Annotated in this window: 16 protein-coding genes; 10 read left to right on the top strand and 6 right to left on the bottom strand. The window is 42.4% G+C overall.

Going from position 1 to position 16,136, the window contains the following annotated elements; all coding sequences use genetic code 11:
- Positions 1-40: 40 nt before the first annotated feature.
- A complete protein-coding gene (locus FN831_RS08595; protein ID WP_142527816.1) occupies positions 41-2,233 on the bottom strand; it encodes a PAS domain-containing protein in 2,193 nt (730 codons plus the stop codon).
- Between the two features lie 635 nt (positions 2,234-2,868).
- Here FN831_RS08595 and FN831_RS08600 point away from each other — a divergent pair.
- The 3 genes from FN831_RS08600 to FN831_RS08610 all read left to right on the top strand — a co-directional run bounded on the left by FN831_RS08600 (position 2,869) and on the right by FN831_RS08610 (position 4,881).
- A complete protein-coding gene (locus FN831_RS08600) occupies positions 2,869-3,846 on the top strand; it encodes a hypothetical protein (RefSeq protein ID WP_142527817.1) in 978 nt (325 codons plus the stop codon).
- A 64-nt stretch (positions 3,847-3,910) separates the two neighbouring features.
- Positions 3,911-4,186, top strand: coding sequence for a hypothetical protein (locus FN831_RS08605; RefSeq protein ID WP_142527818.1), 276 nt, complete (start codon positions 3,911-3,913; stop codon positions 4,184-4,186).
- A gap of 20 nt (positions 4,187-4,206) precedes the next feature.
- Positions 4,207-4,881, top strand: coding sequence for a DUF4142 domain-containing protein (locus FN831_RS08610; RefSeq protein ID WP_185960428.1), 675 nt, complete (start codon positions 4,207-4,209; stop codon positions 4,879-4,881).
- Positions 4,882-4,990: 109 nt separating this feature from the next.
- Here FN831_RS08610 and FN831_RS08615 read toward each other — a convergent pair whose 3' ends face one another.
- Positions 4,991-6,379 carry an alpha-L-fucosidase gene (locus FN831_RS08615; RefSeq protein WP_246101455.1) on the bottom strand — a complete coding sequence of 463 codons (1,389 nt, stop codon included), beginning with the start codon at positions 6,377-6,379 and terminating at the stop codon, positions 4,991-4,993.
- A 148-nt stretch (positions 6,380-6,527) separates the two neighbouring features.
- Here FN831_RS08615 and FN831_RS08620 point away from each other — a divergent pair, with 148 nt between their 5' ends.
- The 4 genes from FN831_RS08620 to xth all read left to right on the top strand — a co-directional run bounded on the left by FN831_RS08620 (position 6,528) and on the right by xth (position 8,566).
- Complete coding sequence (locus FN831_RS08620; RefSeq protein ID WP_142527821.1) at positions 6,528-6,860, top strand: YtxH domain-containing protein; 333 nt, start codon at positions 6,528-6,530, stop codon at positions 6,858-6,860.
- 6 nt (positions 6,861-6,866) lie between these two features.
- Positions 6,867-6,992, top strand: a complete 126-nt coding sequence (locus FN831_RS28260; protein WP_262711881.1) for a hypothetical protein — start codon at positions 6,867-6,869, stop codon at positions 6,990-6,992.
- Between the two features lie 37 nt (positions 6,993-7,029).
- Positions 7,030-7,371, top strand: a complete 342-nt coding sequence (locus tag FN831_RS08625) for a hypothetical protein (protein WP_142527822.1) — start codon at positions 7,030-7,032, stop codon at positions 7,369-7,371.
- A 421-nt stretch (positions 7,372-7,792) separates the two neighbouring features.
- Complete coding sequence (gene xth / locus FN831_RS08630; protein ID WP_142527823.1) at positions 7,793-8,566, top strand: exodeoxyribonuclease III; 774 nt, start codon at positions 7,793-7,795, stop codon at positions 8,564-8,566.
- Between the two features lie 23 nt (positions 8,567-8,589).
- Here xth and FN831_RS08635 read toward each other — a convergent pair whose 3' ends face one another.
- Positions 8,590-9,021: a DUF1810 domain-containing protein gene (locus FN831_RS08635; protein WP_142527824.1), complete on the bottom strand. Its 432-nt coding sequence runs from the start codon at positions 9,019-9,021 to the stop codon at positions 8,590-8,592.
- A gap of 143 nt (positions 9,022-9,164) precedes the next feature.
- Between FN831_RS08635 and FN831_RS08640 the strand changes: the two genes are divergently transcribed.
- Positions 9,165-9,548, top strand: coding sequence for a hypothetical protein (locus FN831_RS08640; RefSeq protein WP_142527825.1), 384 nt, complete (start codon positions 9,165-9,167; stop codon positions 9,546-9,548).
- Between the two features lie 94 nt (positions 9,549-9,642).
- Positions 9,643-9,876: a hypothetical protein gene (locus tag FN831_RS08645; protein WP_142527826.1), complete on the top strand. Its 234-nt coding sequence runs from the start codon at positions 9,643-9,645 to the stop codon at positions 9,874-9,876.
- A 5-nt stretch (positions 9,877-9,881) separates the two neighbouring features.
- On the opposite strand, the gene FN831_RS08650 is transcribed toward FN831_RS08645, so the two are convergent.
- The 3 genes from FN831_RS08650 to FN831_RS08660 all read right to left on the bottom strand — a co-directional run bounded on the left by FN831_RS08650 (position 9,882) and on the right by FN831_RS08660 (position 12,115).
- Positions 9,882-10,742, bottom strand: coding sequence for an N-acetylmuramoyl-L-alanine amidase (locus tag FN831_RS08650; protein WP_142527827.1), 861 nt, complete (start codon positions 10,740-10,742; stop codon positions 9,882-9,884).
- Positions 10,743-10,888: 146 nt separating this feature from the next.
- A complete protein-coding gene (locus FN831_RS08655; protein ID WP_142527828.1) occupies positions 10,889-11,515 on the bottom strand; it encodes a hypothetical protein in 627 nt (208 codons plus the stop codon).
- A 45-nt stretch (positions 11,516-11,560) separates the two neighbouring features.
- Entirely contained in the window at positions 11,561-12,115 is a 555-nt protein-coding gene (locus FN831_RS08660; RefSeq protein WP_142527829.1) for a hypothetical protein, read from the bottom strand.
- 830 nt (positions 12,116-12,945) lie between these two features.
- Here FN831_RS08660 and FN831_RS08665 point away from each other — a divergent pair.
- On the top strand, positions 12,946-16,128 hold the full coding sequence (locus tag FN831_RS08665; protein WP_185960429.1) for a SusC/RagA family TonB-linked outer membrane protein: 3,183 nt from the start codon (positions 12,946-12,948) through the stop codon (positions 16,126-16,128).
- Positions 16,129-16,136: the final 8 nt, after the last annotated feature.

Here is a 16,136-nt window from a genome sequence, read left to right on the forward strand (position 1 = left end):
AATTTGCGTTGTAGAAATATGTATAGAACTGTAATATAGACTAATTTTGTTCCTTTAGCAGGGGCAGGCTGAAATAGAAAGTAGAGCCTTTCCCTATTACACTGGTGGCGGATATACTGCCCTCGTGGCGTTCCATGATCTCTGCGCTCAGGTAAAGCCCTATGCCAAAGCCTGAAATGTGCTGATTTTGGCTGCCCTCGACGCGGTAAAACCGGTCAAACAACTTTTCCAGGTCCTGTGCCTTTATTCCCATGCCCTGGTCTATTATCCTGAAATGTACCTGGTCATTTTTTAGTTCAGAGTAAATTTCAATATCTTTTGCCATGGGCGAATACTTGACGGCATTGCTGAGCAGGTTAGAGATCACAGAACCTATCTTATCACGGTCTGCATACACCATAATATGCTCCGAAACCGGAATAGAAATCTCATGCGTTGCAGAGGTGAGACGGGATTCTTCAACGAGCTCTGTAATCAGCTCATCCATGTAGAAATGCTCTTTCTGCAGGTGAATCTTGCCAGATTCCAGCCGGGATATGTTTAAGAAACCATTGATCAGTGAAGTCATCTTTTTGATCTGGGCACTTACTTTGTCGAGCGCGCTGATGGTGAAGCGGTCGCCCGTTTTCACTGCCTTTTGCTGCAGGATCTGTGTATACCCGTTGAGTGATGTCAGCGGTGTTTTTAGTTCGTGGCTTACCATACCGATAAAATCATTTTTGCGCAGCTCATCTTCTTTTTGTTCTGTTACGTCTGCGGCGACAATCATGATGGTATTTGTTTCTCCCTTTTCGTTATGGATGGGCTGGAATATATAATTAAAATAGGCTGTATGGCTTTCGCCTTCGGTTTCGATAATGCCCTGGGCCTCATTGCCAGAATGTGGTTTGCCCGTCAGCATTACTTCTTTAAGCAGTTTCAGGTAATATTCTGCCTCTGGATAGGGGATTACTTCTTCATACCTTTTACCAACGATATCTGCGGGATTGCCAAGAATGCTGAGCATCATGTCGTTCACAGATTCGATGATCAGACCGGGGCCGTTCAGGATACAGACCGCCACCGGCGCCTGTTGTACCAGAAAGCGAAACCGGGCTTCGCTTTTTTCTACCTTTTCAACTGTGCTGAGTAAGTCTTCCCTTGTTTCTGCAAGCTCTTCGTTAATGGTAATCAGCTCTTCATTAGTTGCTGCCATTTCCTCATTCATTGTAGAAAGTTCATCATTCATATCCAGCAGCATTCTTTGGTTATCTTCCAGCTGCTGCCGCGATTCTACTTTATCAGTTACATCAATAACGGTAGCCATGATCGAGGTTCTTTTGCCTACATAATTTTTAAGCGGCTGATAATAATAATCCACATAATATTGCCTTGGTCCCTGCTCCTTGTTAAACACAACGGGTTTTTCGCGGTTTGCTATCGGTTTTCCTGTTTCCAGTACCTCTTTCCACTGCGAGGGAAAGGGCTGCAGTGACAATTCGGGAAAAACTTCCAGCATGGGGCGCCCGATCACCTCATCGCGGTCCTTATTCCAGAAAGAAAGTATGGAAGCATTGGTGAGTTCAATGACCTGGTTGGGCCCGCTCAGTACCGCAACGGGTGCAGGCAGCTGGTGCAGGATTTCGTCCAGCAGTTTTTTGCTTTCAGCAAGATCTTTAACCCTGTCTGCCACTCTTTGCTCCAGGTCATTGTTCAGCTCCAGCAGGTTTTGCTGCATGCTTAACATTTCTTCATTGGTTGCATTTAACTCTTCATTGGCAGCCGTCAGTTCTTCATTAAGTGCCTGTTCATTTTCAAGGGCCCCGGTCAATGCGGTGGTATGTACTATCGCCTGTTGGTGAAGATTCCTGTCGGTGACGTCGTCTGCTGTATGCAGGATGGCATATACAGTTCCGTCTTCCCGTTTTAAAGCACGGTAAGCAAAATCATAGTAAAATGTTTTCATTGATCCTTCAGAGACCAGTTCTGCAGGCATATCTGTGGCGGTATACGTGATGCCGGTATTCCAAACCTCTTTAAGCAGGGGAATAAATGACTGGTTTGCTAATTCCGGCACAGCTTCTTTCAGCGGCATCCCGATAATATCCCTGTTTCTTCCCCAAAAGTTGAGCATGGTATCATTAGCCATTTGTATAATGAGCTGTTCTGTAGTGTATATCGCTGTGGCAGCAGGAGACAGAGAGAGGATTTCGAGTAACTCTCTATCGCTGAATTGCTGGTATTGATTATTCATTTAAAACAAAGTAATGTTGTTCAATAGATCTCTAACCGCAACGTGAAATAGAAATCGTTATTGCGGAAATCAGGGATTGATCAGTAATTGTTACAATCACAAACCTCTCAGTGACTCTCCAAAGTTATGTACTCCAGACAATAGTTAACCCATGTGCAAAAAAAAATATTTCTATTTCTCCACTCCCCTAAGAGCTAATCACTATCCTGTAGGGTTCACCTCTGTAATACGAATGTTGACCACGGTAAAATTGCTGTTCACCACAGTCAATCCGGATGCCTTTCGCCGGCGCCGGCGGGGGCTATTATAGTTAAATAGTAATTATTTAATCACATTTTCTTTAGAATTCTTTAAAATATATTTATATTGAAATATATTGTTTAATTCTGAAAATATACTGATTTGCTGACAGATGCTGAATTTGTCAAAACAACAATTTGTTTTGATATTGTGAACCGGATTGTGTGATCACCGATAATATGATTACATATTTTTTGATAAAACCTTTTACTAAAATGACCAGGATTCCCTTTCAACAAGCTGCTCAGCTTTACCGATTATATGATGTTTTACAGATTGTGAAATTTAGATTTTTGCCAGTTATTAATTTCTTTATTATCCAAACAATTTAAAAAATGGAAGAAGTAAATCATATGATGAGTGCTGCATTTGCGTCTTATAAAAAACCGGAGCGGGAAAAACATCAGCATTTAAAAGAAGGTCCTGCTTTTCCGGAGATCTTAAAAAAGCAATTAAAAAAGGGTGATACAAACGTCCTGATTAATTATAACAGCTATATAGATTCCCTGTTGTATATCCACAGAGAAAGCAGTGCAGCAGTAGACTGGGAGCAGTTTACAGAACAAGCTGAACCTAAATTGCCGGTAAGGCTATCATTAAACCAGGATATTGCGGAAAAAGAACATGAGGCCTACGAACCTACGGTGCTTGATAAAATGCTGGGTCAAAGTAAAAAGAAAAAGAAGGATTTAATAAAGAACGCAGAGCAGGCCAGGCGTTACGATGACCTGATTTATAATGCTGCACTCAGGGAATTCAGGAATGAGCATCAGGACTGGGTTAAAGGCCAGCTCATCGGCAAGGGCATCAGGGAGGGAGACCCGGTCGCGTTTCAGCAGGCAATTGAGTTTTTTAATCCCTTATATCCGCTCATACAGCTGGGGGCAAAGCTACATTTTGAATCCCTTAATGATACTATGATTGTTCACCTGCATCTGTGTCCGGAGCAGATTATTCCTGATTATTTGGTTAGCCAGACGGCATCGGGCAAGCTGTTAAAAACTAAAATGCCTGAATTTAAATTCAACGAGATCTGCCATCATCATGTAAGTGCCTGCGCTTTGAGGACAGGGAGGGAAATATTTGCTTTGCTGCCGGTGAAAACAGTATTTGTAAACATCTATTCCTATGTGCCGGCTAAAGCTGAAGCTAATGAAAAACGCGTGATCCTTTCCGTTAAATTTACGCGTACAGAACTGCTTGAACTCGATTTTATGACTGCCGGTGCAGCAGATTACCTGGCTCATTTTACGCATAATATTGATTTTTCGCTGGTTACGGGATTTTCACATGCCATTCCCTTAACAAACTGACCTTTTTGCAATGGCAGGTTATCAATTCGTACAAACATTAAATCGTACGGCTTGTTAAACAGGTATGGAATCAACTTACATCACAGAAGCCCAGGCCACATTGCCTGATGGTCAAATAGCCCGCGGGCCAATCACTACAACTGACCGTGAAACATTCTTTTTCGACAATACGGTTGGTACGATGAACTTAAAAATGGAACTCAGGAGGGGCGATCTTGGCTGGTATCAGTCGGGTGGCACTGATGTGGCCAATGCTGAGCAAATGATTGATGAGCTTGGTGTTTACATAGATAATTGTTTAGGTAACAACCCTGTAACCAATAAAATCACCTTAGAATAATGACCACGATTAATATACCTATGAAAAAATTAATTATTTGTGCTGTAATGATTACAGCAGGTTATACCCTGCAATCCTGCACGGCAACACGTTCTGCCACTGGCTCTACAGGAGCAACGCCAGGTTACGGCAGTGCGTCCAACATCTCAGCGGGCAGAAACGGAGAAGGAGTGCCCAGTCCTGCAATTCGTCAGGAACCAATTCCCGGAAACGCAACAATGAATTCGGCAGGTTCTGCAGATTCTTTATCGAACAAAGTGGACGCAGCAAAAAACAAAGTCGCGCAGTTTATTAATGAGGCCTATCTTTCCAGTTATACCGAAGTTGAATCAAGTAAAATCGCTTTGCAGAATGCAAAAAACACATACGTTAAAACTTTTGCTTCTCTGGTAGTAGAAAACCAGGTAAAGGCAGATGCTGGTTTGAAAGCACTGGCTGCAGCTAAAAACATCACGCTGGATTCTGCTGCGACAAATAAAAACAGGGATGAAAAAGTTAAGCAGCTGACAACAGTCACGGGAGAGGAACTTGAAACTGTTTATATTCAAATCATGACAAGGGATTATGAACAGGCCATCGCATTGTATGAAGATGGAGAAAGGTCTAAAGATCCCGAGGTAAAAGCATATGCCAAAGCTAATTTGCCAATGCTCAAGTCACACTTTAAAATCGTTTCATCGTTAAACAAACAATAGGTATCATTTACTGAGACTCAGGTCTGGTATTTTGCAATAAAAATGCCCCCAAAATGTGTCTAACTTTTTGGGGGCATTGTACAGGGATCAACCCCTTTTTTATTGCAGACTAAATTGTTCTCTCATTAAACACCACAAACTCCGCTATTTCTGCAGTTGTTCCGGTATCTTCAAGTTGTATCCTCACTGCATCGGCATATACCCTTGGGAATCTGTGTATCTTGATTCTGCTGTTATTTTCACCTGAAAAAAGTGTGGTCCACACTCCGTGCAGCCGGTACTGCAATTGATATTTTTTGATAGTCACATTTTTCTTGTCCGCTATAACGATCATGTTGAAAGCCTTTTCTGCTTTCAGTCCGATTTCCAACCAGGGATTTTTAACGGTAGCATTGCTTTGCCAGGTGGTATTAAAATTATCATCATTTGCGAAATCCATAATATTCATATCATCGCTCCAGCTGCTGTTTGCAGGTTGAAATTTTGCAAGGTTAGGTGAAATGATAGGGGCAGTTCCAATTGGCAAAGCCTGGGTTGGGCCGGTATTTTTCCAGGCTTTACCAATCTGTTTTAAAGCTGCAATGGCGTTTTCATCAATCAGTCCATCGCGGTTAGGCGCAACATTCAGGATGAAATTGCAATATGCGTTGTTAAAGGGGATAATGTTTTCATTTACCATCGTCAGCGCATCTTTCACTGGTGTTTGAGGAAATGAGGTTTTCCAGAACCAGCTCTTTTGAAGCGGCAGGCAGGAAAGCGCAGGCAATTGATTGGTGTCTTTTGAAATATGCTGACCGGCACCCTGTTCGTATGATTTGATATCTGTGTAATACAAAGCCTCCGCTGGATATTTGGCTGCATTGAGGTCCATCACCAAACAGTTTGGCTGTATCGATTTGATCAGTGTGTAGATCTCCTCAAAAGGGACATCATCGTAGGATATCCTTGACCAGGGAGCGTCCCATCCGTCAATGATCAGTGCATCAATCTTCCCGTAATTACTTAGTAATTCAGTTATCTGCGCCTTTATCATTTTGATATGTTCAGGAGTAATGTGGTTAGGCCTCAGCTTGTGATGTGTATCCAGAATGGAATAATACAGCATCACCTTCAGCCCGTTTTTCCTGAAGGCATTTGCATATTCTTTTACCACGTCTCTTTTTAAGGGGCTGTTCATCACATTGTAGTCTGTGGTTTTTGTATCCCAGATCGCAAAGCCACTGTGGTGTTTGGTGGTGAGGCAGCCATAGGTCATGTTAGCGGATTTTGCGGCTTTGGCCCATTGTTCACAATCCAGTTTTTTAGGATTGAAGATGGACGGGGAGGCTTCCGGATCTGCCCAGTCCTGGTCCATATAGGTAGGAATATTGTAATGGATGAACATGCCGAACCGCAGATCTACGAATTCCTGCTGCAGCCGGGCGAGAGGTGTGATGTTTTCTGAAGATGTTGCCTGCCCCTGTGAGCAGAGTGGCGCTAACAGAAAAAGGCTTAACACTAATTTCAACAAAGAGGATAAGGTAAAATATTTTAGCATAAACGAAAATACAAATAATTGTTTATGATAAATAAATAAAAATGAAACCCTTTATGACTGAAAGTGTTAATTCTCTTAAACCTGCATCTATCTATTAAAACTATACATTATGAAACTCAGAAAGACAAATTCAATGATGACCAGCATTGCCCTTTTAACCGGGATAGCTGTTGGTGCTGCTATCAGTGCCTTGTTTGCACCAAAAAGTGGTAAAGAAACAAGAAGGAATGTTGCCGGCGCGATAAAAGGAATTGTTGGCGCATCTCTAACTGAACGTACTGCAGAAGTGAAGGATCATTTGGTAGAAGATCTGCGCGAGCAAACCAAGCTGAAGGCCGACCAGCTGACAGGTAATCCCGAAGAGGCAGTGGACCTTACAAAAACTACGATCAGGGAAAAAGGGCCAAAATCACGTCAGGTGCCTACAGAACCTCAAATCTAATTCAAAATGGCAGATAAAAAAGATGATAAAGATCCCTGCTGGAAAAACTATGAGCAGGTAGGGATGAAAACCAAGTCGGGAAAAAAAGTACCGAACTGTGTGCCAAAAAAAGCTGCTGCAAAAAAGAAGTAAGCGGCATTTTTTTAATAGTTATTAAATTACAAAAAGAATGGAAGATATGAATACATCCGGCGAAAATAGCTCTCACCATATTGATCAGCCCTCTGGTACCGGCCAGGCCGCTCCGGGAAAGGGATTTACCGGAGAAGAACTTAAAAGGCGCCTGACAAATGACAGTGGAAGTTTAGGTTTGGATATCGACGGTACTAACCCTGGCTCCAGATCACATCCTACGGATTACCGTACGCTGACTGATGATCCTGATCAGATCAATCCTGATAACAAAGACCTGTCTGAAGACTGCCTGGCAGAAACCGACCATAATACCGGTGATGAACACATGAGAATTGATGAAGAGGGAAATGAATTGAGTGCAGAGGATCAGGCATAAGCACGTGTGTTTCTGTTACTAAGTAAGAGGATTTAGTTCAGGGTTGGTACATCAACGTATTTCCTTCTTACCCTATTCAGGCCAGGGAAATCCCTTGTCTGGTTTTCGTTCGGTACTAAGAAGCGAAAAGTACGAATACATAGGTTTGTAATGTAAAAGAGGGTAATCTCCCGACTGCCCTCTTTTATCTAGTGAAAAAACACTCGTGAATTTTTAAAAACACACATGCATGTCCATCCAGACGAAACACCATACAAAGATAGAAGATGGCCTTAAAGTAAATTACCTGATTGCCAGGAATTAACCCTTGTTTATGATTGCGGAGAAACGCATTTGCGTGAGTATTAACTTTATATCTGGTATGTTTGAGGGTGTTTATGCCATTATATAAATGTGGCTTGATTTTTATACGGATCGAATAATGAAGATAGCAACCTACAATGTAAATGGTGTAAACGGTCGGTTGCCTGTATTGCTCCGCTGGCTGGAAGAGACAACACCCGATATCGTTTGTTTGCAGGAGCTGAAAGCACCTGAGGAAAAGTTCCCTGAACAGGCAATACTGGACGCAGGATACCATGCGATCTGGCATGGCCAGAAGAGCTGGAACGGGGTTGCCATCTTATCGCGCAGCGGAGATATCAAAGAACGCCGCCGCGGATTGCCCGGAGACGACGAAGATTTGCATAGCAGGTACATTGAAGCCCTCGTTGATGGCATTGTGGTTGGGTGTTTGTACCTGCCAAATGGTAATCCCGCACCAGGACCTAAACTGGAATATAAGCTGCGCTGGTTTGAACGGCTTACTGCACACGCTGCTACCTTGCTTACGCAGGACTTGCCGGTAGTTCTGACGGGCGATTATAATGTAATGCCAACCGAACTTGATGCGTATAAACCTGAGCGATGGGTAGATGATGCATTGTTCCGTCCTGAAGTGCGCGCAGCATTTCATCAGCTTACTGATCAGGGCTGGACAGATGCACTCCGTAAAACACATCCCGGTGAGGTAATTTATACTTTCTTTGATTATTTCCGCAATGCTTATGCACGTAATGCGGGCTTGCGAATAGATCATTTTTTGCTGAGCCCGAAACTGGATGGCCGTTTGCTTGCCGCCGGGGTAGACCACAATGTTCGTGGCTGGGAAAAGACCAGTGATCATGCTCCGGTTTGGATTGAGCTTTCTGAATAGTTCCTGTCAGTTTTGATGTTACGCTAGGTAAGTTTTTTGATGATTTGTAGCGTTTTTATATCTTCTGTTCCATTGAAAAACTTTTCAAGAACCTGCCGGAATATGGGATCTGCATTTTTGACCTGCGAAAAGAGTGTCATTGAGGAATTTAATTTCAGATGATCAGGACTTCCCAGAATTTTGAGCGGATCCTCTTCTTTGAGTTTTAGTAATTCTTTGCTAATCTCAATCAGCCTGTTTCCTAACAGGGGGTGATCAGCATAGCGCTGTGCTTCATCCAGATTTTTAATGCCGTAGAACCTGGATGTACCGGTGATTCCCAGACCGGAAATCTGAGGAAATATATACCACATCCAGTGACTGCGTTTTTTGCCATTTTTGATTTCTGCCAGTGCGTTTTCATAATCGTGCTCCTGCGCAATGATGAATCTTTCAAGGTTGTGTTCTGCCGCCATAGAAATTGTCAGTAATAAGTGTTTATAACCAGATTTTGTATAAAAAGTTTGCTGAGTTATGATCGGTCTGTTTCCTGTAAAAACACAAGTAATAGTTTTCAACATTATTTCGTTTACTAAAAATATTAGCATAAATTTGATTTATGGATTTAACAGAAGATCAGCAAAAAAGTCTGGTGTCCATTCTAAATGAGTGGGTACATAGCAGTAGGTTAATCAAACATATTCCACAGCAATCTTGCTTTGTCTATTATTTTGAGGGCAGGGTTCATTTTGACCTCAAGCTTTTGCATGAAGACTATATGCTGAAGTTTGTGTTCTGCAATTATCGCAGTTATGTGAATGCACTTCTGGATCATATACAGCCCTCATTGAAAAAATGGCTGATCAGGAATAATGTGGAAGAGTATAATTTCAGTTTTGAGTTTAAATCAGCTGGAGAGGTATCTGCAAAGGATATCAAGGTAATCCTCACCAGCACGATCCAGCATCTGGATAGCCAGACGAAGCAAAGGAAGTGTTCATAATACACGTCCTACTCCTCAAAGTTTTAAGTAAAAGTCAAAATATAAATCAAAAAGGTAAACACCTTTGTTTTAACATAATATAACCAAGTATATTATGAAAAAGTATAATTTTTCCGGAGAAATCCAGGGGAGATATCGCCAGATTGAGATATCTCCGATTGCACAATTAACTAATCATTATCTGATACATTGGGATGGCTTCGAAGTTGGAGTGATCAAAAAGGAGAAAGGGAAATGGCATACAGACCATGAGGCCCTTGTGGATTTCAAGGAAGAACTTGGCGATTTTATAGAAAACCGAAAGAGTGAAATCGCAGAAAGCGAATAGGGATATCAGGGGAGGAGTGTTTGCCCCGTCTTCAGGGTTAACAGTTTACTGAATATCCAGCCAATTGTTTTTACACTTCTCATTTTTCCATTCTGCGTAATGAGCACTTCTGGCTTAGAATTGACAAGATAAATTTTGCTCCATTCTCCATTTGTTTCAATCAACCCAACTTCGTATCCGGCTGGCAGTTTTTTAATTGATGCAGCATTTGTAGAGGACGCGGCTCTGAGATTTGTGCCATCGGTGTTTACTGTAAAGATCTTTCCGATGTTGTTGGCTGTCCCAAAAACGTTCTGTTTAAACTGGTTCCAGGGAAAGGCTGGTCCCGGGTCCAGCTTGCGGGCAGGGGACACATCATCATGGCCCAGGGCTGCGATCAGTTGATAGGTTTCAAAAATCGCTTTAGCTACTTTGTATAAAGCTTGTAGCTGTGCTTCAGGATAGACATACCAGTTTTGAATGTTATTCCAGAATTTGTGTTTATGGGTGGTTCTGGTGGTCTTGCTGTTTCCGTTGTCAATAGCATGGTCTGTGAAGCCCCTGTTTACGATTTCTATTCCGATGCTATGGTAATTTAAGCTTTCTACACCATCCCAGGTACTCGTGCCGGCATGGTTAGCCCGCAGGTTGAATGGAATTAATTGTGTAACCGTTCCATCGTAATCTACAACAAGGTGAGCCGCGATCCTATCTGGATTGTTTTTGGTATCCATAAACCAGTTAATAGCTGATTGCGCATCTGCGGTGGCGGTATAATGGATCACCAGATAATCAGGATCTATCGGGTCGCGGGCATTTCCTGATTTTAGGGTTTCAATTTTTTCTTCAGCATTATCTTTTACCAGCCAGTGATTTTTGATGTTCATGATAATTATGTTTAAGGAAACATTAAATTAAATCATGAAGGTGGGAGGTGGAATAGCAAGTTCTTGGCATTTTGTTCAAGATTTTGCTATGTTAAATGGTTGTTTAAAAAGTTTGGCGTCAAGTTAAAATGAAATTTACTTGTAAATCATATTGCATCCCTCAAATACACTGTCCGCCCGGATTTATTCCGGGAAGTAATAAGTCGGGGCGATTTCCTTTTTCCGGTAAACCTCCCAATAGCGTTTATAACTAAATGAGGCAATAATTTACCCACAATTACAGTCTCACAACTACTAAAGACTTCAAGTCCTGTTCTTGGGGTATCAAAATATCCGTTTTCAAACAATGATTCAACGTATCTGTAAATTTCGCTGTCAATTTTAGACTTTGATATTTTCTCAACTTCATCACTGAAATTTTGATAGGTCACATGTTTTATTCCTGATGTTTGCTTATTGATCAGATAACTGGTGATTCCTGCTGCGTCTTTTAATTTTTTTACGCTGATGAAATAATAATCCTCGGGAATTTTAGCCTCCATAATTTCCCGTAAATCGCATTTGAAAATCAACAGTAAGTAATTAGTATCCTTAACTGAATATCGGAGCGTCTGTGTGGGATCTTCAACATCACGTACGTAATGCGCCCGGTATCCTAACAGAAATGACAATTCACGGGCACTGTAGCCTAGCGACAGGCGTTTATTTCTAACCTTGTAAACTTTATCAAGATCGATTGATGAAACTGGATAGTAACGTTCCTTATCTTCCATGACGAAAAAAAAACTAAAAACAAATGATTGTTGATGATTACAAAGTTAATCTTTTTTAGCTTTCCGGTAGGCTACAGTTCCTTCCTTTAAGTAAATGCGTTCTAGTATATTATTTTTTCTGAGAAGATTGATGGCAGATGTATAGTTGGACGTTTTTCTCTCTTCATTCTGTTCTTCATTAAGTCTGGTTGTAATCTCTTTAAGGGTTCTTAACTGATCGAAGAAGTTTGTTTCATTAGTGAGCCTGTACAATGATTTTGTAGGACCGGCCGGGCGATCCGGTTTCAAATATCTTTTATTTACAGGGGTATCATCCAAGGCTGCCCGGGGGTAAAAGTCATGCACCGTGTAATCTTTTTTATGGTCAACATTTAGCTCATTGGCACGTCTGGTGAAAATTTTTGCAATAATGTTTAAGTTATGATCTGTATAAGTCTCGGGCCTTGCAGAGCTCTCTATGTTTCCAATAAGACCACCACTTCCTGAGGGACTTACCAATTTAGACAGGGCTTCTGCAGTCATATTGAGAGCCTCTCTGATTTGTCTGACCTGATCAATAATATGTTGCTCCACAGGGGAAATTTCTATCACTTTAGCCATGTTCTAAGAAATGAATTGAACATGTCTATCGATTCATATGTATTTAATTTGTTTTATTCAATTATTAATACGACATTAGCTGTTGAGATAAAACATGGTTTTTATTGAAAAAGAAAAATTAAAATTATTTAGATAATTATTCAGGCATCTGGATTTTGAATCTTGCTAGGAAAATGTAGGAACTTTCTTTAGTGCAAGATGCAAGAGTTGATGCCCATTCACTATCTTCGCGGATAGCGATGGGCTCTCTTGTATGCACTATAGCCCTCCTACAGGCTTCCTAGCGTACAGGATGAGTTCGTCGCTATTTGTACTCTCCTCAGATTCAAAATCCTCTTTTAAAATCAGAGTAGTATGAATCCTAACCAAGCTCATATAACGTCATTCACAACTGGGCCTCCAGGCTAAGGAGTTGCGCATCATCTTTAGATATTATCAACAAATAACGAACTAAGCAGCAGAATCGTGTGATATATCCTTTGCCCAAAATCTTCTGGTAAACCAAATCATAAACCCTACGAAAATGAAAAATCAACAATCACATTCATTGAGTAAAATTCCCAAACCCCCTGATTGAGTATCAGTAAAGCGGCCGTGTTTAGGTTGGTTATGGTAATGGCGGCCGCTTTGCTTTTATAATGATTATTTCATAGCGCAGAATTCTGCTTCCTGGTAAAACTAAACTTAAAACCATCATGAGTAAACGGTCTCAAAATACTTAATAGTCCTCATGATAGCTTCGTAACATTTAAAAATAATTCTTACTAAACAAAAAAATGAAAGCGGAAAATAGCTTAATGGGATTGTTATGTCCAAATTTTCGAACTCACATGGGGCTGATTACCCTGGTCATTCTCATGTTAAATTGCTGTGCGGACCGTCAGGCATTTGCCCAATCCGGATTGCATATCTGGGGTACGGTATACTCGGGTGCTGACGGGCAGCCATTAAAAGGCGCGACCGTAAAAACAGCCAATAGCCCCCTTGCTGTCCTGACCGACGAAAACGGCGCTTTTAGTATCACCAGTGCTGTACATCAGGGTAATTTATTGATCAGCTATGTAGGTTTCAATAAAACACAAATAGCTTTTGGTATCACTAATCGCGGGCCTTTTAAAATATCTCTGCAGCCCAACACGGATATGCTCAATGAAGTAACGGTATCTACAGGTTTCCAAACCCTGCCAAAAGAACGCGCCACAGGCTCATTCAGCATCATAGACAGTGCCTTATTTAACAGAAGTGTGTCTGCTGATGTGATCAGCCGATTGAAAGGTGTATCATCTGGCTTACTGTTCGGCAATGCTACTGCTACCAATACTCTTGGGATAGCCATCAGGGGCAAAAGTACGATATGGGCAAACAGCCAGCCGCTGGTGATACTGGATAATTTTCCCTATGAAGGAGATCTGAACAACATTAATCCCAACGATGTGGAGAACGTTACTATCCTGAAAGATGCTGCTGCGGCCTCCATCTGGGGCACACGTGCCGGCAATGGCGTTATCGTGATCAGCACCAAACGTGGCCGGTACAATCAGCCCATGCAACTTTCATTCAACAGTAACGTAAATATCGGCCAGAAGCCGGATTTATTTTATGAGCGCAAAATCTCTTCAGCGGATTTTATCAGTGCAGAGAAATTCCTGTTCGACAAGGGGAAATACAACAGTGCAATCGCCGATGGGTTGACGGCATTAACGCCCGCGGTTGAAGTGCTGGTCAAAGCAAAAGCAGGCACGCTCAATCAGGCTCAAACTGAAGAACAGCTTGCAGCGCTTGCCAAACATGATGTTCGGAATGATTTGCTCAAGTACTTCTACCGCGAGAGCGTCAGTCAGCAATATTCTTTATCGATTAAAGGGGGGAGCGCCCAGCAGCAAGTTTATGTGTCGGGCGGGTACAACAAAAACCTGGGACAGGCAATTGGTAATTCGTACGACAGGATATCGCTGAATGCAAATAACACTTACAGCCTGATCAACCATAAGCTGGAAATCAATACAGGGATCGTCTTTGCAAAAAGCACTACGCTGAATAATGCGGTGAGTCCCGCTTTTGGTAATGGCGCAATCTATCCCTATGCCGTACTAGCCGATGTAAATGGAAATGCACTGCCGATCGCTAAATACCGATCGGGCTTCCCGGGCACGAAGGCTAATCCAAACTTGCTCAACTGGAGTTATAAACCCCTGGATGAACTGGAGTATGCCGATAATTCTGTGAATCTGGTGGACTATCAGGTTTCAATAGGGATAAAGTACAGGATTATCCCTGGCCTGAATACTGACCTGAAATATCGTTACGGTAAGGGAGACACAGAGACGAGGAACCGTTACAGCCAGCAGACATATTACACCAGAAACCTGATTAATTCCTATATCCAGATCAATGCGGCCACAGGTACACTGACCAGGCCTGTTCCTTTGGGGGATATACTAAATATGACCAACGGGAATTATCAAAGCCAGAACTTACGCGGACAGCTCAACTTTGACCGCAACTGGCATGAAAGGCATCAGCTGAATGTGCTGGCAGGAGCGGAAGTGGGGGAGTTGAATACGGCTTCAAACAGGTATAATCTTTATGGTTATGATACGCTGCGTGAGACGAGCCTGCCGGTAGATTTTTATAATTCTTATCCAAATTATATCACCGGATCTTCAGCAGTAATTCCTTCGGGATTAGGCAGAGGCAGTTTAACAAACCGAACGATCTCGTTTTTTGGAAATGGTGCCTACACTTTTCTGAACCGGTACACGCTGTCGGCCTCTGCCCGAAGTGATGGTTCCAATCTTTTTGGTGTAAAGACAAACCAGAAATGGGCACCGTTATGGTCTGTAGGTTCAGGATGGGCGATCAGTAAAGAAGCTTTTTACCATTCGTCTCTGCTACCGCTGTTAAAACTGAGGGCTACCTATGGATATAATGGGAATATTGATAAAAGCATTACTGCCTATCTAACCACACGGCTAACCAGTACGAACCGGTATGGTGCTCTTTATTCTTCAGTACTCAATCCGCCAAACCCTGATCTTACCTGGGAACGGATAGGACAGATGAACCTGGCAGCAGATTTTGGCTTTAAAAATAACCGTGTATCAGGAAGCATTGAGTACTACCGTAAGAATGGAAATGACCTGATCGGCGATGCGCTGCTGGCGCCGACAAGCGGATATGCAAGTTTCAGGGGAAATACGGCGTCGATGAAAGGCAAAGGGTTTGATCTGACCTTACAGGCACTGGTGCTGAATGGTACTTTCGGCTGGAACGTGATGGGGCTTTTCTCATATACCAAAAGCTGGATCACAGATTATAAGGTGATGCCTGTAGGCAACGCAGATTATATCTCTGGCAGTGTGCCGAAGGTGGGAAGGGACATGAGCGGGATCTATGCCTATAAATGGGCGGGACTGGATGGGCAAACCGGAGATCCGCAGGGATATCTGAACGGGCTTGTGAGTAAAGATTATGCGAAGATGGTTGCAGGAACCAATATCAGCGATCTGGAATATAAAGGCCCTGCATCACCGCCCGTATTTGGAAGTTTACTGAACAGTTTCGCTTACAAAGGCTTTGCTCTTTCTGTCAATCTGATCTATAAGCTTGGATATAAATTCAGAAGGGAATCTGTCAGCTACAGCAGTTTATACAGCGGAACATCAGGAACTGGCCACATTGATTTTGCGCAGAGATGGCAGAAGCCGGGGGATGAACTAAAAACCTATGTGCCCTCCATGGTGTATCCGGCAAATGCCAGCAGGGACAACTTTTACCTGCAGTCTGCAGCACTGATAGAAAAGGGCGATCATGTGCGCCTGCAGGATGTACAGCTTTCTTACAGCTTGTCAAAAAAGCAAATGCCTGTCTTGCCTGTCAGGAATATCCAGCTGTATGGGAATTTGAGCAACCTGGGAGTAATCTGGCGGGCTAACCATAAGGGGCTTGATCCGGATGCGGCCAGTTATCCGTTACCGATAAGTACCGCTTTGGGGATTAAAATCGATTTGTAAACCTTAAA

Source organism: Pedobacter westerhofensis, from assembly GCF_900182595.1.
GTDB classification, from domain to species: domain Bacteria; phylum Bacteroidota; class Bacteroidia; order Sphingobacteriales; family Sphingobacteriaceae; genus Pedobacter; species Pedobacter westerhofensis.